This is a genomic window from Sphingopyxis sp. (assembly GCF_036675685.1).
In the GTDB taxonomy this organism is placed as follows: domain Bacteria; phylum Pseudomonadota; class Alphaproteobacteria; order Sphingomonadales; family Sphingomonadaceae; genus Sphingopyxis.
In genome coordinates this window covers 31,182-50,712 of sequence record NZ_JAKFEM010000008.1, presented here as the reverse complement: position 1 = coordinate 50,712, position 19,531 = coordinate 31,182, and the positions used below count along the sequence as shown (strand labels likewise).

Genomic DNA, 19,531 nt, shown 5'->3' with positions numbered 1-19,531 from the left:
GGTGAAGACGCAGGTTGCCATTATCGGTGCCGGCCCAGCCGGACTGCTGCTCGGCCACTTGCTGCGCGCCGAGGGGGTGGATTGCGTCATCGTCGAACGGGCGTCGGCCGATTATGTGCTCGGCCGTATCCGTGCCGGCGTCCTCGAACGGACGACGACCGACCTCCTCGAACGGCTGGGGATCGACGAGCGGCTTCGCCGCGAGGGCCTGCTCGAAGAGGGGTTTTGCCTTGCCGACGGCGAACGATTGATCCGCATCGACACCTTCGGCCTCACCGGCAAGCATGTCACCGTCTATGGCCAGACCGAAGTGACCCGCGACCTGATGGAGGCCGCCCCCGCTCGTGGGCTGGAAATCATCTATGAAGCAGAGGGTGTCGCGCTCCACGCCATCGACGGCGACGCACCGTATATCAGCTTTACCAGGGATGGCGGCGAACGGCGGATCGATGCGCGCTTCATCGTCGGCTGCGACGGTTATCACGGCCCCTCGCGCCGCGCGATCCCCGCGTCGGCGGCGCGCGAATATGAGCGCGTCTATCCGTTCGGCTGGCTGGGCATATTGGCCGACGTCCCGCCTTGCCACGACGAATTGATCTACGCCAATCATGCGCGCGGTTTCGCGCTCGCGTCGATGCGATCGAAATCGCGTAGCCGCTATTATATCGATGTGCCGCTGACCGAAAAGGTCGAGGACTGGTCCGACGACCGGCTGTGGGACGAGTTGGCGATCCGTCTCGGCCCCGACGCTGCGGCGCGCATCACGCGCGGCCCGGCGATCGAAAAGAGTATTGCGCCGCTGCGCTCTTATGTGTTCGAACCGATGCGATATGGCAGCCTGTTCCTCGCCGGCGATGCGGCGCATATCGTGCCGCCGACGGGCGCCAAGGGGCTCAATCTTGCCGCATCCGACGTGTCCTACCTGTCCGACGCGCTCGCCCGCCATTTTCGCCGCGGCGACCATGACGGCGTCGGCGGTTATTCGGCGAAGGCGCTGGCGCGGGTGTGGAAAGCCGAACGGTTCAGCTGGTCGCTGACCAAGCTTATGCACCGCTTCCCCGACGACGGCCCGTTCGAACGACAGATGCAGATGGCCGAGCTCGACTATATCGCCTCATCGCGCGCGGCGCAGACGGCGATTGCCGAAAATTACGTCGGGTTGCCACTGTGAGCGCGCGGACGCTGGGTGGCCGGACGGTCCAGTCGGTCGGCCTTGGCTGCATGTCGCTCAGTTGGGCCTATGGCACCCCGCCGTCCGAAGCCGACGCGATGGCGCTGCTTCACCGGGCACTCGACCTTGGCCATGACCATCTCGACACCGCCAATATCTATGGCGCCGGCCATAATGAGGAATTGATCGGCAAGGCGCTGGCGCGTCGGCGCCACGAATTTTTTCTCGCAACCAAGATGGGGATCGTCGTCGACGGCGCACGCCGCGGCGTCGATTGTTCGCCGGACGCGATCCGGCCGGCGATCGACGCTTCGCTGCGGCGGCTGCAGACCGACCATGTCGATCTTTACTATCTCCACCGCTTCGACCCGAAGGTGCCGGTCGCCGAGATGATCGGGGCGATGGCGGATCTGGTGACTGCCGGAAAGATCGGCGGCATCGGCGTATCCGAATGGTCGGCGGCGCATGTCCGCGCCGCGCATGCGGTCCATCCGCTCGCCGCCGTGCAGACCGAATATTCGCCGTGGACCCGCAACCCGGAACTCGGCGTGCTCGATACGTGCCGCGAGCTGGGCATCGCGTTCGTTGCTTTTTCACCGCTTGCGCGCGGGGTGTTCGCAGGTGGGTTGCGCGATCCGCAGACGCTGACCGAAACCGACCTGCGGCGCAGGATGCCGCGCTTCGACGGCGAAAACTGGCCGTGCAATTTGCGGCTGGTCGATGGCTTCGACCGGTTGGCAGAAGAGCAGGCGGTCACCCCGGCGCAGCTTTGTCTGGCGTGGGTGCGGGCGCGGGGCGATCATGTCCACGCCATTCCGGGCACCGCGCAGCTCGCGCATCTCGAGGAAAATTTTGCCCGGCGGGACTGGCATATCCCCGCTGAGGTCGCGGCGGAAATCGACGCGCTGGTGAACCAGCAGACGGTGTCGGGGCATCGCTATCCCGACGCCGTGCGCCCAACCATCGACACGGAGGATTATCCATGAAAGCGGTCATCAATTACGCCGCGCGGACCGATTTTCGCCAGCGCTATTACGCCAACGACCATGCACGCGACACGGTCGTCATCGACGGGCAGGACCGTATGATTTCCAGCGGCCGCGACGCACCGACATCGCTCGATCGCGAAGGATTTTGCCTCGTCGCGCATCGCAGCGATGTTGCGAGTTTCGAGGACCGCGACGCAGTGGCCGCGCAGCACCCCGCCGAAATTGTCGAGCTGCTGCTCGGCCAGACCGGCGCCGACGCGGTGTTCGTCACGGGCCCCGGCATCCTGCGCTTTGGCGAGAAATCGCGGCAGGCGGGCCGGCTCAACAATTCGATGCCGGCGCGCTTCGCGCATGTCGATGTCACGGCGGACACCGCCGCGGGCCTTGCCGCGCGGAGCGTCCCCGACGGCAAGTCGCTGCGCCGCTATGCCCAGTATAATGTCTGGCGCAGCTTTTCCGGGGCGCCGCAGGATGTCCCGCTGGCGCTGTGCGACGCGACCAGCGTCGCTGCCGACGACCTGATGATCGCCGATGCGCTGTTCGACGAACCGGGCAAGCCCGAATGGGGCTTTGAAAGCTGGCTGCTCGCGGCCAGTCCCGCCCACCGCTGGCACTGGTTTCCCGAGATGACGCGCGACGAGGCGATCATCTTCAAGACCAGCGATTCGCAGGCCATGAATCCCGTCCCGCACGTCGCCTTCGACAACCCGCTCGCCCCCGCCGATTGCCATCCCCGCGCGAGCATCGAGATGCGCGCGGTCGCCTATTGGTACGCCTGACGGCGCTTGCATCCCGATCTCCTTTCCGGCAGAACGATAACAATTGTTATGAATGGAGAGGGTGATGACCGGATTCCCGCAACATCCGAATTATGTCGGTTTGAACCGACCGCTGGGCGAAGAATATGACCTTGCCGATCTGGTGATCGAAGGCGAAGTTCCGGCCGAGGTCGAGGGCTGCTTTTTCCGCGCCGTCCCCGATCCCGCCTTTCCGCCGTTCATGGAGGATGCGGGCGCGATCCTGTCGGGCGACGGCATGATTTCGGCGATCCGCTTTGCGGACGGCAAGGCAAGCTTCTCGATCCGTTATGTCGAGACCGAGCGGCATCGTGCCGAGGCCGCGGCGGGCGAAGCGCTGTTCGGAAAATATCGCAATCCCTTTACCGACAAGCCCGGCGCCGCGGGGCTCGACCGCACTGTCGCCAACACGACACCGATCTGGCACGCTGGCCGGCTGTTGCTCGCCAAGGAGGACGGGCGGCCCTATCGCGTCGATCCGCACAGTCTGGAGACGCTCGGCTCCTATGATTTCGGGGGCAAGCTGAAATCGCAGACGGTCACCGCCCATGCGCGGATCGATCCCGAAAGCGGCGAGCTGTTCATGTTCGGTTATGAGGCCGACGGGCTGGCATCGACCAAGCTCGCCTATTTCATCGTCGACAGCGACGGCAATCTGACGCGCGAGCTGTGGTTCGACGCACCCTATTGTTCGATGATGCACGATTTTGCGATCACCGAAAATTACGTGCTGTTCCCGATCTATCCGACTAGCTGCGACCTCGACCGGCTGAAGGCCGGGGGCGACCATTGGGTCCATCATCCGGATGTCGATAGCTGGCTTGGTGTCATGCCGCGTTATGGTGAGGTGTCCGAGCTGCGCTGGTTCAGGGGCCCGAAGGGGGTCTCCTGTTATCATATGATGGGCGCGTTCGAGGACGGGCAGGGCCAGATTCATTTCGACCAGTGCCTGTCGGATTCGAACGCCTTTCCCTTCATCCGCGAAGCATCGGGCATTGCGCTCCAGCAATGGGAACTGAACGGCCGGCTGGCGCGCTGGACGGTGAATTATGCGGGCGGCCCCGATGAAGTGGCCGAGACCGTCATCGGGCCACCGGGCGATTTTCCGATCATCCCCGCCGCGCGCCAGGGGCGATACTATGACCATGGCTGGATGCTGACGATGAACCCCGAAATGCGTGGACCGCCGGTCGCCGGCGGACCGGTCGGGGCGATGTTCAATATGCTGCTGCGGCTCGATTTCGCGGGCGGTCCGCCGCAGGCGCTCGCGCTGCCCCCGGCGCACAGCATCAACGAGCCGGTGCATGTACCGGCGGCGGAGGCGGGTCGCGAGGGCTGGCTGGTCGCGGTCGTCGATCGCCAGATCGGACCCGACGATTTCGCGCATGAATGCTGGATCGTCGATGCCGGCAATGTCGCCGCCGGGCCGGTCGCGCGGGTGCATATCCCGCATCGGCTGCGGCCGCAGGTGCATGGCTGGTGGGTGAGTGCCGCCCAATTGGAGGCCGCTGCATGAGCAAGATCGTCATCACCGGGGCGTCGGGCCAATATGGGCGGCTGGCGACCGACAAGCTGGTGGCGATGGGCCGCGCGTCCGACCTGATCCTGATTACGCGTAGTCCCGACAAGCTCGCCGGCCGCACCGCGCAGGGATGCGATGTTCGTTTCGGCGACTTCGACCAGCCCGCTTCACTGGCTGCGGCGGTGCGCGGCGCGGACAAGATGCTGCTGATCTCCGGCACCCGCGTCGGCGCGCGTGTCGTGCAGCACAAGGCGGCGATCGCCGCCGCCGCCGCCGCCGGGGTCGGGCACATCGCCTATACCAGCTTCGTCAATATCGATGAGACCAATCCCGCCATCGTCACCGTCGATCACCGCGAAACCGAACGGCTGATCGAGGCCAGCGGCATGGCGTGGACGATGCTGCGCGATGCCCATTATGCCGATGCGATGATCCTCAACGCGGCGCCCGGCTTTATCGCGTCGGGGACATGGCTCACGAGCACGAATGGCGCGCGCGAGGCGATGGTCTGGCGCGAGGATTGCGTCGACAGCGCGGTCGCGGTGCTCACGACGCCGGGGCACGAGAGCAAGGCCTATCGGATCACCGGCCCGAACCGCGAGAATTTCGCCGAGGTTGCGGCGATGCTGAACGACATATTGGGCTGCTCGATCGAACTGGTCGAAACCGACGACGACGGCATGTATGCGATGTTCGATGCGATGGGGATCCCGCGCGAACCCGTCGACGACCAGAGCGTCGCCGGCCTCCCGTGGAACAGCGACGACATGGTCAGTTTCGAACGGGCGATCCGCGAGGGCTTTCTCGACATCTGTACCGACGATGTCGAGCGGCTGACCGGCCGCAAGCCGCGCAGCGTGCGCCAGTTGATCGAGGAAAACGCCGATATGCTGCGCGGCGGCGGACGATGAACCGCGCTGACTACGACCGCTATATCGCCGCGTTCAACGCGCGCGATTATGACGCGGTTGCGGATTTCTATCGCGAACCGATCCGGATGGAATTTTTTGGCGTCAGCATCGACAGTCGCGCGGCGCTCAAGAAATTCTACGGCTTTCTGCACAGCTATGTGACCGAAAGCGTCAACGTGCGTAATTTCGCTGCGAGCGATACCCTGACCGCCGTCGACGCCATCGTCCGGCTCGAAGCCTATCGCGATCTCGACGCCGCGGCGCTGGCGGCGGAGGGGCTCGACCAGTTTTTCCCGATCATGAAAGGCGAAGTCCAGGAACTGCGCCAGTTCATTCTTTACACGATCGACGACGGCAAGATCACCAGGGCGGAATGCGCCCTCGCGCCGCTGTTCACAGATGCCGGCAGCGCCCGGAAAGCGTAGGCCCGACACCCCAAGCGGGCCGGGCCCACCGGTCCTAAAATTTGTATCCCAGCGTGACACCATAGGTCCGCGGCGGCATCAGCGTGCCGCCGATCGCCCGGCTGGTCGAGATCGAGAAGCTGCCGGCATAAACGAATTCGTCGGTGATGTTCTTGACCCAAAGGTTGGTTGTGAACTTGCCGTCTGGTGCCTCATACAGAATATTGGCGTCGAGCATCACATAGCCGTCCTGTGCCAGTCGATCGTCATTGAACTCGGTATGATATTGCTTGCTGCGATAGGCGAAATTGCCGCCGAAGGTCAGGCTGCCGCCGTTGCCCAGCACGACTTCATAGGTCGGATTGAGGTTGAGGCTCCATTTGGGCGACATGCGCGTTTTGTTGCCCGACAGGTCCGAATCCGGAACTGCGGCGCCGCCCGGGCCAAACAGCGCGGGGTTGAGCGGATCCCTCGAAAAGAAGTTGGTGAATTCGGAATGGAGGTAGGCTGCAGAACCCTGCAGCCTGAAGGCTGGCGTGATGCGCCACAGCAGTTCGAGTTCGACACCATAGGCCTCGGACTGCGCGGCGTTTTTGAGTTCGCTGACAAAAAAGGGCGGCGTGGGGATCGGGCGGGTCAGTGAGAAATGCCCGTTCTTCAGCCGCTGGAAAAAGGTCGCGAGATTGATGTTGATCGTGTCGCCGTCATATTTCGCACCGACTTCGAACGCTTCGACCTTTTCAGGGTCGACGAAGGGTTCGGCCTGCGTCGGCGACAAGCGCCGCGTCGAACCGATCTCGGCCGTGCCGCTCTTGAAGCCGCGCGACCAGTTGCCATAGATCAGCAACTGGTCGGACGGCCGGAATTCGACGCCGAGCGACGGCGAAAAATCGTCCCACGACTTGCTGACGTCCCATTGCAGCGGATCGAGCACAAAGCCCGTCGCCGCGGTGCCAACCCCGCTGTTGTTACGCAGCCGGCGCTTTTCCCAGCTGTAGCGGGCGCCGGCCTTGATCGCGAACTGCTCCGACAGGCTATAGGTCAGATTGGCAAAGGCGGCCCATGTCTTGACGTCGAGCTGGCCGTCGAACTGGACGCGGAACGGATCGGTGTTGGTCAGGACGTCGAAACCGATGTGATTTTCGACGTTGATCTGCTCGTCGAGGTAAAAGAGGCCGAAGACGCCGTTGAAATTGTCGGTGTCGATATTGGCCTGCAATTCCTGCGAAAATTGCTTCTGGAACACCGGCTGCCAATGATTGGCGCTCGTCCGCAGGGCGTTGGTCTGCGCGAGCGGGTAGCCGACATAGGAAGACATGTCGAAATCATGAAAGAAGATCGCCTCGAAATCGCGGTAGCTGGTCAACGACTTCAGCGTGACCGCGTCGCTTGCTTCGACCGCGATCGTGCCGGTCAGCGCCCATTGCTTGCGATCGTTGATCGGGTCGAAGTTGGTCCGAAGATTGCGCGGATTGCTGGAAAAGGATGCCTGGCTGCCGTCGGCATTGGTGCGCTGGCCGAGCGCGCTCAGCCCGTCATTCGCCGGGTTGCCGTCGGTCAGCACGCCGGGAAAGGAGACTTCGCGAAACTTGATTGCGAGCGAACGATCGTCCTCGCTGTGATATTCGCCGGTCAGCAGGATCGATACAGTTTCTGACGGCAGAAATTCCAGATGCGCGCGCGTCGAGAACTGGTTGGCATTATCGATGTCGTTGCCGGTCAGCTCGTTGATGCCATAGCCGTCGCGCTTGACGGCGCGGAAGGCGATGCGGCCGCGAATATTGTCGGTCAGCGGGCCGCCGACCGCGGCTTCTCCCACGAGGTTGAGATCGTCGCCGCCGACGGTGAGGCGGACATAGGCTTCGAGCTCGTCGGTCGGCTTGGCGGTGATCAGATTGACCGCGCCGCCGGTCGCGTTGCGGCCGTAGAGCGTACCCTGCGGGCCGCGCAAAACCTCGACCCGTTCGAGGTCGAACATCGATCCGAGCTGCGCCTGGGCGAGCGAGACAACGGCGCCATCGACATGCAGTGCGACCGACGGGTCGACGCCCGGCAGCGAACTGGACAGGCCGATGCCGCGAATGAACAATTTGGCGAAGTTGAAGTCGTTGCCGAAACTGATGCTCGGCACCAGATTTTGAAGCGATTCGATGCCTGCCGTCTGGGAGTTCGCCAACTGGTCGCCGCCGACGGCGGAAACCGAGAGCGAGACGTCGGACAGCGACTGCTCGCGCTTCTGTGCCGTGACCACGATCTCGCCGGAGTCGGCCGCTTCCTTCGCTTCCGTTTCCGCTTCTTGCGCCTGGGCCGGCGCGGCCAGCGCCAGCAGCCCCGAAGCCGTGCCCAGCAAAATGGCGCGGATGGGCGCATTGCCTTGCTTTGTCATCGTCTCTCTCCCTGTCGGCCGACGAGCATCCGAAGCCGAAACGGTGCGGTGCTCATTCGATTGTTGCAGCATCCCAGCTAGACAGGGGGCTGGCGCGTGGGAAATCGGATGTCGCCAACTGCTATAAGGTATAGCTAATAACGATCGCTATTATTGCCCCGCATACAATGCGGTGCGCGCTGCCGGCCAATGCGCGGGGCGCATGGCGGCGGGTCAGGTGAGGGCGTAGTAGCGAAGCAGATTGCCGTCGGGTTTGCGTTCGCCGACGCCGACGAACACGTGGCGGGTCAGCCAGTCGTGCTTGCCCTTCGGGGTTTCGAAAGTTGGCTGGCCGCGCAGATAATAATCCTCATGCGCGACCGGCGGTCCCCCCTCGAACGCCCAGGCGCGCAGTCGCGCCATCGCGTCGGGCTTGCGGCCCCACAAAAACCCCTTGTTCTGCATATAGATGATCGTGCCGTCATCGACCTCCAGCAGGTAGCGCGCGTCGAAGACGGCGGTATCGTCGTCGCGAAAATGGGCATAGTCGCCGCCCGAATTGGGGATCGCCCGGCCGCGGATGCGCGGGCCTTCGAAACTGCCTTCATCGACGAGCACCGCCGAACGAAAGCCGCCAAGATGGATGCCGGGAACCGCAAAGACGCGGGTGAACATCAGCCGGCATTCGAAGGCGAATTCCAGATGCGGCTTGTCGATCGTCGAAAAGGTCATCGGTCAATCCCTGGTGAAAAAGGCGACACCGCGAAATTCCATGCTGCGGCGCTCGATGGCGTCGGGGCGGCTGGCATCGCGAAACGCGGTGTGCGGCGTCCGCCACGCCAGACTGTGATCGGAATCGTAGAATTTGATGAAGATCACCTCGTCGACGGTCATATCGGGAAAATACCACCAGCGATGGTCGGGCGAATAGTGGAAGATGGTTGCCGCCAGCATATCCTCTTCGCCGGGGACGTCGGCGAAGATCGCGTCGCCGGTCGGCAGTTCGTCAACGTCGACCTTGGTGTTGTGGGTGCCTTCGTCGTCGCGCACCGACCGGCCGTCGCACAGTGCCAGCGGCATGTCCTGCGGCGGCGGCGACAGCGCGCGCCAGATCGAGAAGCAGATGAAGCGGTCATAGCCCGCACCGTCCGGCCGCCGGGCGGTGTAAATACGTTCGGCCAGCTTGTGGGCGGAGCGTTCGGTGAAATCGACATGCGCTTCCGCCGCGGGCGGCTGGACATGCGCGCCGGTCAGCCCAGACGAGCGGGTCATTCCGCCCATCGGCACAACCAGATCGGCACCGCTCATCGCCGCTGCGATGGCGCAAATTTCGCGCGCATAGGGGCTGTCTGCGCCGTAATTCGCTTCCCAATCGGTTATCGCCGTGGGGAAGCTATCCAGCGCAAAGCCATGTTCGTCGAGCGTGAAGGGACCGGCGAGGCGGGCGTTGCGTACCGCCACCTCGTGCGGCGCATAGGTTCCGGTGTTGAGTTCGGCGCCGGGTGCCCAGAAGCGGCGATTGATCCGTGAGCTCGGCTGCAGATAGTCGATCCACGCCAAGAGTTCGGCCGATACAATCATCATCCTCTCCCCGTCATGCCGGAAAATCCAGGCTGCCGCGCCGTTCGGCAAAGCGCCACCCATCGGCGGTGCCCCGGCAAAGGTCGCTGTAACTGCCGACCAGCGGCGGTTGGCCGGATCCCGTGAACAGGAGAATCTGGCTTTCCACCCGCGCTTCGTCGTCGCCCATGAGCGTGACGCGCATATTCGCGCAGATGTGGCGCGTGGTGCGCGGCGGCCGCGCGCGGAAGGCGGCAAGGATGGCCTCGCGGCCGGTGATGAAGTCATCGGGCGCCGTCGGACGGCTCATCCGGCCGTCTTCGATATAGAGGGCGGCGACGGCTTCCCAGTCGCCCGCATCGTTGAACGCGGCATAGTCGAGCACGAGCCGTTCGCAGGCGCGCTCGGCCACGATGCGGGCGACCGGGTCCATATTCCGCTAGTCCTTGAAGCCTTCACGGGCGCGGCTGTTGTCGCTGACGATCGGCGCGCCGGTGACCGGGTGCGGATAGCGGAATTCCACCACATCGGTCGCGGGCCACAGCCGCGGCGCCGGGGTGATCAGTTCGTCGGGGCCGAGCGGATCGGTCGGAAAACAGGTGGTTGCCATCGGAATGAAGTCGATCGGCGTCTTTTGCCAGCCGTCGGCGAAGCTGCCGTGCCAGAAGGGGAAATAGCGCAGCGCCTTGATCTTCCACACGCCGTCCTCGCGGACATAGTCGTTCTCGTAGATGCCGCCTTCCCACCAGGCGCGCGGCTGGCCTTCGGCGCTGTCGTGCAGCCCCGCCTGCATCATCGAACGGCCGCGCACCCTGGCGGTGCTGCGGTCGTCGGCGACGTCGATCACCATCTGCAGCTGCGGATGATCGAGCAGCCAGCCATAGCGCGGGCCGTTGTGCCCCTGGGTGAACTGCGTCTGGAAGCGTTCGATGTAGAGGCGGCGAACCCCCGCTTTTCCCTTGTAGATTCCGCCCAGAAACCAGACGTCGCCGTCTTCGGAGAACAGATCGACGACCTCATTATATTGCGATTTGTCGATGAAAAAGCCGTAGCTGTACTGGACCCGGCGGATCTGGTGGATGTCCTGCTGGATCGCCAGTTCATGTTCCAGCCGGTCGACGCGCGCGGCCAGGGCGGCAAGTTCGGTCATTTTCGTCTCTCCCTATGCTGGCGGCCGTCATTATCGTCTCGGCTGGCCGCCTTGTTTTCCAATATTCAGGCTGCTTTGGTGCGCCAGCTTTCGGCGTAAACGGTGCGCGCGACCTCCGAATAGGGAGCAGGCGACACGATCGCCTTGATCGTCACCTGACGATGCGGCTCGACCGTCGGCTTGGTCGTGCCGCCGTCGGGTTCGCCCCAGATGAAGTCGACCTCGGTGCCGGGCTCGGCAAAGGCTTCATCGACCATCGCCAGCGTCAGCATCCGCCCTTCGTTGGCGCTGTAACCGACCCAGGTCGACAGACCGATCAGCTTGCCATCGACTTCGACCCGGTCGAACGGGTGCATCGAATAGACCGCGCTGGGGAATTCCATATATTTGGCGCGCAGGCCGTCCTTTTCGAACTGGGTATAGATCGCGTCGGTGACCGACGCATTGTCGAGTGCCAGCGTCACCTTCTTGCGGTGCGGTCCGGCAGCCATTTTTTCCAGCGCTGCGCGGCCGATGAAGTCGTGGTCGAACTTGACGAACGGACCATAACCCAGATCCCAGGGGCTCAGATAATAGCCCTCGACGCTGTCGGGGACGAAGCTGCCGCCGACCGAGCAATTGGCTTCGTAATGGCGATCTGTCAGCCATTCGCGATAGGGCTTCATCGCCTCGCCGGTATAGACGGCCGGAAGCGGGGAGGGGATCCAGCCCGATTCCAGCGTGTTCGACGAATAGGTGCGCCCACCGACCAGCGCCATGCCGTGCGCCTTGCCGGCATCGACCAGCGCGGCATGGACGGCGTCGCGGTCCTCCCACGGCCCCATCAGCTCATAGCCCGGCTGGCCGGCCATGCCGTGGCGCAGCGCATGGACCTGTTTGCCGCCGATCGTCATCCGGCACATGTGAAAGAATTTGAGGTCGGGGGCGGGGGCGCCGGTCGCATCGGCGATCACCTTGGCCGAATTGGGCCCCTGAACTTGATAGCGATAATGACGGCGGTTTTCGGGGTCGGGGCGCGCCGCAGTGCGCTCGTCATAGGTCAGGGTGACGTCGTGCCCCCCGGTTTCGCCTTGGAACATCAACCAGTTGAGCGTCGGTGCCCGCCCGACGAGGTTGAACCTGTTCTCGGCAAGGTAGAAAAGGATAACGTCGCCGATGACATAGCCGTCGTGGCTGACCGGCACGAACTGCTTGGCGCGGTCGGGGACAAATCCCTTGAAGCTGTTGATGCCGAGCCCGTTCAGAAAGGCAAAGGCATCGGGGCCTTCGACCATCAATTCGGCCATGTGATAGCTCTGGTTGAATAACACGCAGCTTTGCGCCCAGGCGCGCTGTTCGCTGCGCCAGTTCGAAAATTCTGCGGGTACGCCCGGATAGACATTGGGGCCGACTTGCTGATTGCGCAGCATGTCGACCAGATTGCCGGCGCCGGCCAGCCTGGCCTCGAGGGATTTGGTCATCGATCGCTCTCCCATATCATTCTCGGCAAGATTCGGGCTTGCCAAACTATGTGGCATAGATTGTAAGTGACGCATATAAAAAATGTCAACAGAGATTGTATGTGACACATACAAAATAGGAGAGGCGGCGATGATCGAGACGACCCATGTGGGCAGCCTGCCGCGCGGCGATCAACTGGTGCCGCTGTTGCTCGCGCGCGATCATGGCGACGCTTATGACGCGGCGGAATTCGATGCGGTGGTTCAGGACGCGGTCGCGACCGCGGTCGACCGGCAGATCGCGGCCGGGGTGTCGATCGTCAGCGACGGCGAACTCGGCAAGGTCGGCTATTCGACCTATATGACCGAGCGCCTGTCGGGCTTCGGCGGCGATGTGCCGCGCAAGCCGGCGCTCGACCTTGCCCCCTTGCCCGAGTTTCGCAAGAAGCTGGCGATGGTGATGGGCGACCAGGAATTTGTTCGCGCCGCCTGCATCGGCCCGGTGAAGCTGGTCGACCTTGCCCCCTGTCACGACGATATTCGGCGGTTTCGCGGAGCTCTCGCGGACAAGCCGGTCAAGGCCTTCATGAACGCCGCCTCGCCGGGGCTCATCACCGCGTTCCAGCCCAACCAATATTATCCGAGCCACGACGCCTATCTGGCCGATCTCGTCGCTGCGATGCGGCCCGAATATGAAGCGATCGCGGCGGCGGGTTTTCAATTGCAGCTCGACTGCCCCGACCTCGCCATGTCGAGGCACACCGGATATCAGGATGCGAGCGAGGACGAATTTCTCCGCATCGCCGCCGCCAATGTCGAGGCATTGAACGCCGCCACCGCGAATATCCCGCCCGAACAGCTGCGGATGCACATCTGCTGGGGCAATTACGAGGGACCGCACGATCACGACATTCCGCTCGAGCGCGTGATCGACATCGTCCTGGCGGCGCGTCCGGCGACCATCTTGTTCGAGGCGGCCAATCCGCGCCACGAGCATGAATGGAAAATCTGGGCCGACGCGCGCATCCCCGACGACAAGCGCCTGGCGCCGGGGCTGATCGACACCTGTTCCAACTATGTCGAGCACCCTGAACTGATCGCACAGCGCATCGAACGCTTTGCCGGCATCGTCGGGAAAGATCGCGTGATCGCCTCGACCGATTGCGGCTTCGGTACCTTTGCCGGTTATGGCAAGATCGATCCGGCGGTGACCTGGAAAAAGCTGGCCGCGCTGCGCGAAGGCGCCGACATCGCCGACGCGCGCCTTCGCTGACAGGCGCCCGGACGGAGGTTCAATAGCTCGACAGGATCGCCAGGCTCGGCGCGTCGAGTGCGATGCCGCGTTTCTGCTTTTCCAGTTCGTCCTTGCGCGTCTTTGCCTGCGCGTCGATCAGATAGGCGTGGATCGCATCGGCGTCGGCAGGCGACAGCCGGTCGTCCCAGCGCGGCATGCCGTTCGGCAACAGCAATCCTTCGAGTACGATCTGGCGAAACGCCTGATGCGTGCCCGGCTGCATCCGGCGCAGGTCGGGGGTGATCGACCGGTGCTGATTGGCATGGCACATCGCGCAATTGGCGAAGAACAAGCTGCGGCCGCGCGCGACCGTTTCGGGGGTCGCCCCGGGCAGCTGCGGCGGGGCTTCGGACGCAACCTCCAGCGGGGGCAGCGCGGGCGGGATGGGCACCGGCCCGCCGCCAAGCTTGAACACCAGGATGCGGCCCAGATTGCCGCGTTGATACGCCGCCGAATAGCGTGGGACATAAGGAAAACCGCCGCCGCCCCACGCCGCCATCACCGCAACATATTGCACCCCGCCGACGCGATAGGTCATCGGCGCGGCGAGGATGCTCGACCCGGTCTCGATGCTCCTGAGCAGCTTGCCTGTCCTGGCATCGAAGACGCGCAGCTGACCTGCGATATTGCCCTGAAACAGCAAACCTGATGCGGTGGACAAAGTGCCGCCGCGGTCCTGCCATCCGCCCATCGGTTTCGCCCACACCGTCTTGCCGGTCAGCGGGTCGATCGCGCGCAGTTCGGAGATGAACGGCTGACGCTGCACCTCGGCATAGGCGGGCAGCGCCTTGACCGCGGTCGCGATTGCGGGGGGTAGGGTGGGCAGCGCGGCCTCGATGTCGGGGCTGAAAATCAGCGCCGCATCATTGTTCAGCATCTTGCGCGCCAGCGGCTTCTTGCCCGGCGTCATGAACAGCAGATTTCCGATGTCGAGGACCGGGGCGTAATATAGGCCCGCCCCGGGATCATAGCTCCCCGGATGCCAGTTGCGCGCGCCGGGCGTACCCGGAAAGACGATCTTGGGCGCCGCCGCATAATTGGCGGCATCGGGGTTGGGAATGGGCCTGCCGGTTTTCGGGTCGATCCCCTTGGTCCAGTTGGTGCGGACGATCGGATTGGCGCGCAGCAGCTTTCCGTCGCGGCGATCGATAATATAGAGAAAGCCGTTCTTGGGCGCGTGGAGGATGACCGGGCGTTCTTCGCCTTCGATGGTCATCCGCGTCAGGATCATCGGCTGGGTCGAAGTGAAATCCCAGTCGTCGCCCGGCGTCTGCTGGTAATGCCATTTGACCCGCCCGGTCTTCGCATCGAGCGCGACGAGCGAGGCCAGATATAATTGGTCGCCACCTTTCGGGCTGCGCCGCGCGGTGTGATAGGGCCCGCCGTTGCCGGTGCCGACGATGACATAGCCGGTGTCGGGATCATAGTTGATCGCGTCCCACGGCGTGCCGCCGCCGCCGATGTCCCAGCGGCTGTCGGGATCCCAGGTCTTGACCGCCGCCTCGAGGTCGGGATGGTCCTGCGGCCCCAGTTTCGGGTCGCGCGGAACGGTGTGGAATCGCCACGCGAGCTTGCCGCTATCGAGGTCATAGGCGCTGACATAGCCGCGCACGTCATATTCGGCGCCGCCATTGCCGATGACCACGACATTGCCCGCCACTTCGGGCGCGCCGGTGGAGTTGATGCCGCGCTGTTTGTCGTCGACGGTGTCGGCCTGCCAGACGATCCGGCCGGTCTTCGCATCGAGCGCATAAAGCCTGGCATCGAGCGCGGCGACGAACACTTTGCCGCGCGCGACCGCGACGCCGCGGTTCGCCATGTCGCAGCACACGGTGCGGTTGACCTGCATGTCGATCTCGGGCTCGAAGCTCCACAGCGGCTTGCCCGTCGCCGCGTCGAAGGCATAGGCGCGGCCGGCGGGACCGCTGGTGTACATCACGCCGTCGACCACGACGGGCGTCGCCTCGAGCACTCGGTTGGTGCCGAGCTCGGCTTGCCATGCGAGCCCCAGCTCGCCGACGTTCGACGCAGCGATGTCGGTCAGCGCCGAATGGTGCGATTTGCCGACGTCGCCGCCGGGGGTCGTCCAGTCGTCGCCCGCCGCCCCAATCGGATCGGCCGAGGAACAGCCCGCAAGCGCGAGCGCGAGGATCAGGATCAGTTTGCGCATCACTGGTTATTCCATGGGCTTTTCATATGATAGGGAACGGTGATGAAATTGGCCTCGATCTGGCAGATCATGCCATCGTCGATCTTGAACAATTCGGCGATGTAAAAGCTGTGCGGATAGCGGACCGGCGACTGGACCGTGCGCCCGTCGGTCAGCTGATATTCGGCCAGCCGCCCGCAATGATCGATGAAGGCATAGGCGAGCACCAGCCCGCGCTCCTCGTCGACCAGCGGATAGCGCCGCGCGCGCAGCCGGTCGTCGTAACGGTAATTGCCCATCCGGAACTGTTCTTCGCAACCGAGCCCGGCGACGGGGACGATCTTGGCGAAGTCGGGGTTGCGGGTCGTCTGCACGCCGTTTTCGACGCGGTTGCAGTCGGGGTGGAACTTGGTGCGGATCGTCCCGTCATTTTGTTGCAGCGTCGAAAAATAGCCATCCGACAGCGCGATCATCGCGTCGCGCGGCGTCGGCACCGCGGCGTCGGCGTTCAGGATCGGCTTGTCCCAATAGCGGGGGTTTTCGAATTTGATGCCATAGTCCGACTGGCGCACGACGACCGACTCGGCCTCCTCGATTTCGCCTGCAGCGTTGACCTTCAGGCGCAGCGTAAAGCCCGATTCTTCGCGGCCTTCATGGGTGATCCCGAAATAGCCGACCTCGCCGGTGCGCGTATCGGCAAAGCGCAACCGATAGTCGCCCAGCCGATCTATCGTACCCCACAGGCCATCGCCGGGCTCCAGCATCACATTGTTTTCAGACGTTTTCGTTCCCGAAGCCCATGGCGCCGCCGCTGCATTGCGAGCCGACAGGGCGGCCAGATAATCGTCCAGCACGGCATATAGATTGTCGCGATCCATCCTCACCCTCATCCCGGCTCTTGCTCTTTTCGCGATCTTGCATAAACTAACAAATGTTACAATAAGAGAGTTGGGGAGTGGGATCGCCATGGTGCGTGCTGCCGAAGAGCAAGCCAATCTCGATCGCGTGCTCGCGATGTACCGCGAGGTTCTGATCGCGATGGACCCCGATGCGGTCGACCGGCACTTGCCGCAGCATTATGTGCAGCATAGTTCGCTCGCCGAGCCGGGACTGGACGCCTTGAAAGCGTTTCTGGCGAGGGTCCGCATCGAAAGCCCCGACGCGCGGCAGACGATCCACCGCACGATGGCCGACGGCGATCTGGTGATGGTCCATGTCCATGTCGAACGCTGGCCGGACGATCCCGGGCTGGCGGTGGTCGACATCTTCCGCTGCGAGGCTGGCGAAATCGTCGAGCATTGGGACGTGATCCAGGAAATCCCCGCGCACAATCCGAATCCCCACGGCATGTTTTGAACAAGGAACCAGTGATGCGATATTTACCCCTGTTGTGCGGCGCCTTGCTGGCATCGATGGCGACCCCCGCGGCGGCGGCGGCGGCGGCGGCGGCGGCGACCGGCGAGGCGGCGTGCGCCTTGTCGCCCAAAGAGGTGGTGACGCGCTTCATGACCCGGCTCTATATCGACAAGCGGCCGCGCCAGGCGTTCGAAACATGGGTCGATCCGGGTTATATCCAGCATAATCCGATGGCGGCGACCGGCCGCGATGCGGCGATCGCCTTTCTGGAACCCTTCATGGCGGGCAATCCGGCGATCCGCTATTCGATCAAGCGGATCGTCGCCGACGGCGACCTGGTTGCCGTCCACGCCCATGGCCAGTTCGCGCCCGACGATCGCGGCATCGCGGTGATCGACATCCTCCGGGTCGAGGGGTGCAAGGTCGTCGAACATTGGGATGTCGTGCAGCCGGTGCCCGAAAAATCCGCCAATGAAAACGGGATGTTCTGACGATGCGTTTCGACGGGCAGACGGTGCTGATCCTCGGCGGCAGCGCCGGGATCGGACTGGCGGCGGCGCGGCTTTTCCATGCCGAGGGCGCACGGCTCGCGATCACCGGCCGCAACCCCGCCAGCCTGCAGGCGGTCGCCGACGAACTGGGTGCGCTGACGCTGTGCAGCGACATGAGCGTCGTCGTCGACAGCGCCGTGGCGGTGGCCGCGGCAGGCGAAGGGCTCGGCGCCATGGACATCTTGTTCGTCAATGCCGGGGTCGGCGGCTTCGCGGCTGTCCCTGACGTGACCGAGGAATTTTGGGACGGCATCCATGACGTCAATCTGCGCGGCGCGTTTTTCGCGATCCAGGCGGCGCTGCCTTTGATGCGCGATGGCGGCAATATCGTCATCACCGGCTCGATCGGGTCGGTCATGGCGCTATCGGGCAACGTCGCTTACGCTGCCGCCAAGGCCGGGCTGCGCGCGGTCGCCCGCATCTTGGCGAAAGAACTCCTGCCGCGGCGGATCCGCGTCAACATGATTTCGCCGGGGCCGACCGATACCGAAATCTTCAAGCGCGGGGCGTCCGAACAGGAGGTCGCCGATATGCGCGCGATGCTGTCGGCAGCGGTGCCGATCGGGCGCATGGGGACGTCCGAGGAAGTGGCGCGGGCCGCGCTCTTCCTAGCAAGCAGCGACGCCGTCTTTATCAACGGAATCGACCTTTATGTCGATGGCGGCTGCGTCGAGCTGTGACAGGACAGCGCGCCTTGCCAAACCCTGAAACTCCATTGCGGACAGAGGCTTGCGGCCCGCAGAACGACCAGCGCCGTGCCGCTTGAATTAATATGTAACACATACTACCATGTACGCCATCGGCAGGCGCGAAGACCTGCGGCCCGGATACGGGCGACGAGGGAGGGTGCGAGGTGATCGAGCGTTTTTCGACGCGCGGGCTCGATATGGGCGACCGCCTGGAATTTTGGAACCAGTTGCTGGACGGAACCTATGGCGGGCTGGTCGTCGATCCGTTGCAGCCGCATTTTCATGCCCAGATGGCGCGCTGGCAACTCGGCGACATGACGATGATCTGGCCGCAATCGGCGGCGGCGGTGGTCAGCCGGCGGCGCAACGCCGGGCGCGGTGCCAACGAGCAAAAGATCGTCGCACACTTGCTCCATTCGGGCGAATGCCAGCTAACCCAGCGCGGGAGGGTAGCCGAACTCAAGGCCGGCGACATGGTGCTCTGCAGCGACGACGATTCCTATCGTTTCGACGTCGGCCGCGATCATCAGATATTGGTCGTCGAAATGAACCGGTCGATGCTCGCATCGCGGGTCGACAATCTCGACGACATGATCGCTACGACCATTTCGGGCAAGCAGGCGACGACGCGCTTGCTGCACAATTTCTTCCTGTCGCTGTGGCGCGAAGGGGCGTCCAACTTCGATGAATCGATGGGGCAATCCTATGCCTCGGTGCTGGTCGAAATGTTGGCAACCAGCTTGCATCCCCAGCAACAATCGGTGCCCTTTGCGCGGAACCTGCTGTTCGAACGCATGAAGGGCGTGGTCGAAGCGCGGCTCGCCGATCCGGACCTGTCGCCGACATCGCTGGCGAGCGAACTCGGGGTTTCGTTGCGCACGCTTCAGTCGGCGGTGGCGGAAGCGGGGACGACGACCGTGGGTTATATCTCCTCGCGCCGTCTGGCACGCGCGGCGCAGCGTCTGGCGATGGAACCCGCCATGTCGGTGACGCAGATCGCCTTTTCGGTGGGCTTTACCGACAGCGCCTATTTTTCCCGTCGCTTTCACGACCAGTTCGGCCTGTCGCCGACGGAATATCGCCAGCGCCACTGAGCGGCTGCGCAAAAGTCCAACACTTATTCGCGTTTGTCAAAGCCAGCCGGCGTCGCTGCACCCTAAGGTCGCCGCGATAAATGACATAAA

Annotated in this window: 19 protein-coding genes; 11 read left to right on the top strand and 8 right to left on the bottom strand. The window is 63.7% G+C overall.

Going from position 1 to position 19,531, the window contains the following annotated elements:
• Position 1 precedes the first annotated feature (1 nt).
• From pobA to V6M50_RS04590, 6 genes are all read left to right on the top strand, one after another.
• Positions 2-1,171, top strand: coding sequence for a 4-hydroxybenzoate 3-monooxygenase (gene pobA / locus V6M50_RS04615; RefSeq protein ID WP_332817374.1), 1,170 nt, complete (start codon positions 2-4; stop codon positions 1,169-1,171).
• Positions 1,168-2,157, top strand: a complete 990-nt coding sequence (locus V6M50_RS04610; protein ID WP_332817373.1) for an aldo/keto reductase — start codon at positions 1,168-1,170, stop codon at positions 2,155-2,157. The genes pobA and V6M50_RS04610 overlap by 4 nt, the downstream gene beginning before the upstream one ends.
• Positions 2,154-2,939 carry a CmcJ/NvfI family oxidoreductase gene (locus V6M50_RS04605; protein WP_332817372.1) on the top strand — a complete coding sequence of 262 codons (786 nt, stop codon included), beginning with the start codon at positions 2,154-2,156 and terminating at the stop codon, positions 2,937-2,939. The genes V6M50_RS04610 and V6M50_RS04605 overlap by 4 nt, the downstream gene beginning before the upstream one ends.
• A 64-nt stretch (positions 2,940-3,003) precedes the next feature.
• The gene (locus V6M50_RS04600; protein ID WP_332817371.1) at positions 3,004-4,473 is read left to right on the top strand and encodes a carotenoid oxygenase family protein; all 1,470 of its coding nucleotides are present in this window, start codon (positions 3,004-3,006) and stop codon (positions 4,471-4,473) included.
• Positions 4,470-5,390 (top strand): NAD(P)H-binding protein, encoded by a 921-nt coding sequence (locus tag V6M50_RS04595; protein ID WP_332817370.1) that lies wholly within the window; start codon positions 4,470-4,472, stop codon positions 5,388-5,390. Before V6M50_RS04600 ends, V6M50_RS04595 begins: the two co-directional genes overlap by 4 nt.
• Entirely contained in the window at positions 5,387-5,815 is a 429-nt protein-coding gene (locus V6M50_RS04590) for a nuclear transport factor 2 family protein (RefSeq protein ID WP_332817369.1), read from the top strand. Before V6M50_RS04595 ends, V6M50_RS04590 begins: the two co-directional genes overlap by 4 nt.
• A 34-nt stretch (positions 5,816-5,849) precedes the next feature.
• Here V6M50_RS04590 and V6M50_RS04585 read toward each other — a convergent pair whose 3' ends face one another.
• The 6 genes from V6M50_RS04585 to desA all read right to left on the bottom strand — a co-directional run bounded on the left by V6M50_RS04585 (position 5,850) and on the right by desA (position 12,329).
• Positions 5,850-8,180, bottom strand: a complete 2,331-nt coding sequence (locus tag V6M50_RS04585) for a TonB-dependent receptor (protein ID WP_332817368.1) — start codon at positions 8,178-8,180, stop codon at positions 5,850-5,852.
• Positions 8,181-8,393: 213 nt separating this feature from the next.
• Positions 8,394-8,891 carry a DUF3237 domain-containing protein gene (locus tag V6M50_RS04580; RefSeq protein ID WP_332817367.1) on the bottom strand — a complete coding sequence of 166 codons (498 nt, stop codon included), beginning with the start codon at positions 8,889-8,891 and terminating at the stop codon, positions 8,394-8,396.
• A 3-nt stretch (positions 8,892-8,894) separates the two neighbouring features.
• On the bottom strand, positions 8,895-9,743 hold the full coding sequence (locus V6M50_RS04575) for a CmcJ/NvfI family oxidoreductase (RefSeq protein WP_332817366.1): 849 nt from the start codon (positions 9,741-9,743) through the stop codon (positions 8,895-8,897).
• Between the two features lie 10 nt (positions 9,744-9,753).
• A complete protein-coding gene (locus V6M50_RS04570; RefSeq protein WP_332817365.1) occupies positions 9,754-10,152 on the bottom strand; it encodes a nuclear transport factor 2 family protein in 399 nt (132 codons plus the stop codon).
• Between the two features lie 6 nt (positions 10,153-10,158).
• Positions 10,159-10,869 carry a nuclear transport factor 2 family protein gene (locus tag V6M50_RS04565; RefSeq protein WP_332817364.1) on the bottom strand — a complete coding sequence of 237 codons (711 nt, stop codon included), beginning with the start codon at positions 10,867-10,869 and terminating at the stop codon, positions 10,159-10,161.
• A 65-nt stretch (positions 10,870-10,934) separates the two neighbouring features.
• Positions 10,935-12,329 (bottom strand): syringate O-demethylase, encoded by a 1,395-nt coding sequence (desA, locus tag V6M50_RS04560; protein WP_332817363.1) that lies wholly within the window; start codon positions 12,327-12,329, stop codon positions 10,935-10,937.
• Between the two features lie 130 nt (positions 12,330-12,459).
• Here desA and V6M50_RS04555 point away from each other — a divergent pair, with 130 nt between their 5' ends.
• Positions 12,460-13,581, top strand: coding sequence for a cobalamin-independent methionine synthase II family protein (locus V6M50_RS04555; protein WP_332817362.1), 1,122 nt, complete (start codon positions 12,460-12,462; stop codon positions 13,579-13,581).
• Positions 13,582-13,600: 19 nt separating this feature from the next.
• Here the strand turns inward: V6M50_RS04555 and V6M50_RS04550 are convergent, their stop codons facing one another.
• On the bottom strand, positions 13,601-15,772 hold the full coding sequence (locus V6M50_RS04550; protein ID WP_332817361.1) for a PQQ-dependent dehydrogenase, methanol/ethanol family: 2,172 nt from the start codon (positions 15,770-15,772) through the stop codon (positions 13,601-13,603).
• The gene (locus V6M50_RS04545; RefSeq protein WP_332817360.1) at positions 15,772-16,629 is read right to left on the bottom strand and encodes a hypothetical protein; all 858 of its coding nucleotides are present in this window, start codon (positions 16,627-16,629) and stop codon (positions 15,772-15,774) included. The genes V6M50_RS04550 and V6M50_RS04545 overlap by 1 nt, the downstream gene beginning before the upstream one ends.
• Before the next feature lie 88 nt (positions 16,630-16,717).
• Here V6M50_RS04545 and V6M50_RS04540 point away from each other — a divergent pair, with 88 nt between their 5' ends.
• The 4 genes from V6M50_RS04540 (at position 16,718) to V6M50_RS04525 (ending at position 19,441) form a co-directional block, all read left to right on the top strand.
• On the top strand, positions 16,718-17,107 hold the full coding sequence (locus V6M50_RS04540; protein ID WP_332817359.1) for a nuclear transport factor 2 family protein: 390 nt from the start codon (positions 16,718-16,720) through the stop codon (positions 17,105-17,107).
• Positions 17,108-17,121: 14 nt separating this feature from the next.
• Complete coding sequence (locus V6M50_RS04535; RefSeq protein WP_332817358.1) at positions 17,122-17,598, top strand: nuclear transport factor 2 family protein; 477 nt, start codon at positions 17,122-17,124, stop codon at positions 17,596-17,598.
• Positions 17,599-17,600: 2 nt separating this feature from the next.
• Positions 17,601-18,338, top strand: a complete 738-nt coding sequence (locus V6M50_RS04530) for an SDR family oxidoreductase (protein WP_332817357.1) — start codon at positions 17,601-17,603, stop codon at positions 18,336-18,338.
• 173 nt (positions 18,339-18,511) lie between these two features.
• Positions 18,512-19,441 (top strand): helix-turn-helix domain-containing protein, encoded by a 930-nt coding sequence (locus V6M50_RS04525; protein ID WP_332817356.1) that lies wholly within the window; start codon positions 18,512-18,514, stop codon positions 19,439-19,441.
• Positions 19,442-19,531 lie beyond the last annotated feature (90 nt).

Bases quoted from the DNA above. Each gene is read 5' to 3' on its own strand.
- desA (WP_332817363.1), bottom strand. From the start codon at position 12,329: ATGACCAAATCCCTCGAGGCCAGGCTGGCCGGCGCCGGCAATCTGGTC.
- V6M50_RS04595 (WP_332817370.1), top strand. From the start codon at position 4,470: ATGAGCAAGATCGTCATCACCGGGGCGTCGGGCCAATATGGGCGGCTG.
- V6M50_RS04585 (WP_332817368.1), bottom strand. From the start codon at position 8,180: ATGACAAAGCAAGGCAATGCGCCCATCCGCGCCATTTTGCTGGGCACG.
- V6M50_RS04570 (WP_332817365.1), bottom strand. From the start codon at position 10,152: ATGGACCCGGTCGCCCGCATCGTGGCCGAGCGCGCCTGCGAACGGCTC.
- V6M50_RS04590 (WP_332817369.1), top strand. From the start codon at position 5,387: ATGAACCGCGCTGACTACGACCGCTATATCGCCGCGTTCAACGCGCGC.
- V6M50_RS04580 (WP_332817367.1), bottom strand. From the start codon at position 8,891: ATGACCTTTTCGACGATCGACAAGCCGCATCTGGAATTCGCCTTCGAA.
- V6M50_RS04605 (WP_332817372.1), top strand. From the start codon at position 2,154: ATGAAAGCGGTCATCAATTACGCCGCGCGGACCGATTTTCGCCAGCGC.
- V6M50_RS04600 (WP_332817371.1), top strand. From the start codon at position 3,004: ATGACCGGATTCCCGCAACATCCGAATTATGTCGGTTTGAACCGACCG.
- V6M50_RS04530 (WP_332817357.1), top strand. From the start codon at position 17,601: ATGCGTTTCGACGGGCAGACGGTGCTGATCCTCGGCGGCAGCGCCGGG.
- V6M50_RS04535 (WP_332817358.1), top strand. From the start codon at position 17,122: ATGCGATATTTACCCCTGTTGTGCGGCGCCTTGCTGGCATCGATGGCG.
- V6M50_RS04555 (WP_332817362.1), top strand. From the start codon at position 12,460: ATGATCGAGACGACCCATGTGGGCAGCCTGCCGCGCGGCGATCAACTG.
- V6M50_RS04575 (WP_332817366.1), bottom strand. From the start codon at position 9,743: ATGATGATTGTATCGGCCGAACTCTTGGCGTGGATCGACTATCTGCAG.
- V6M50_RS04550 (WP_332817361.1), bottom strand. From the start codon at position 15,772: ATGCGCAAACTGATCCTGATCCTCGCGCTCGCGCTTGCGGGCTGTTCC.
- V6M50_RS04545 (WP_332817360.1), bottom strand. From the start codon at position 16,629: ATGGATCGCGACAATCTATATGCCGTGCTGGACGATTATCTGGCCGCC.
- V6M50_RS04565 (WP_332817364.1), bottom strand. From the start codon at position 10,869: ATGACCGAACTTGCCGCCCTGGCCGCGCGCGTCGACCGGCTGGAACAT.
- V6M50_RS04540 (WP_332817359.1), top strand. From the start codon at position 16,718: ATGGTGCGTGCTGCCGAAGAGCAAGCCAATCTCGATCGCGTGCTCGCG.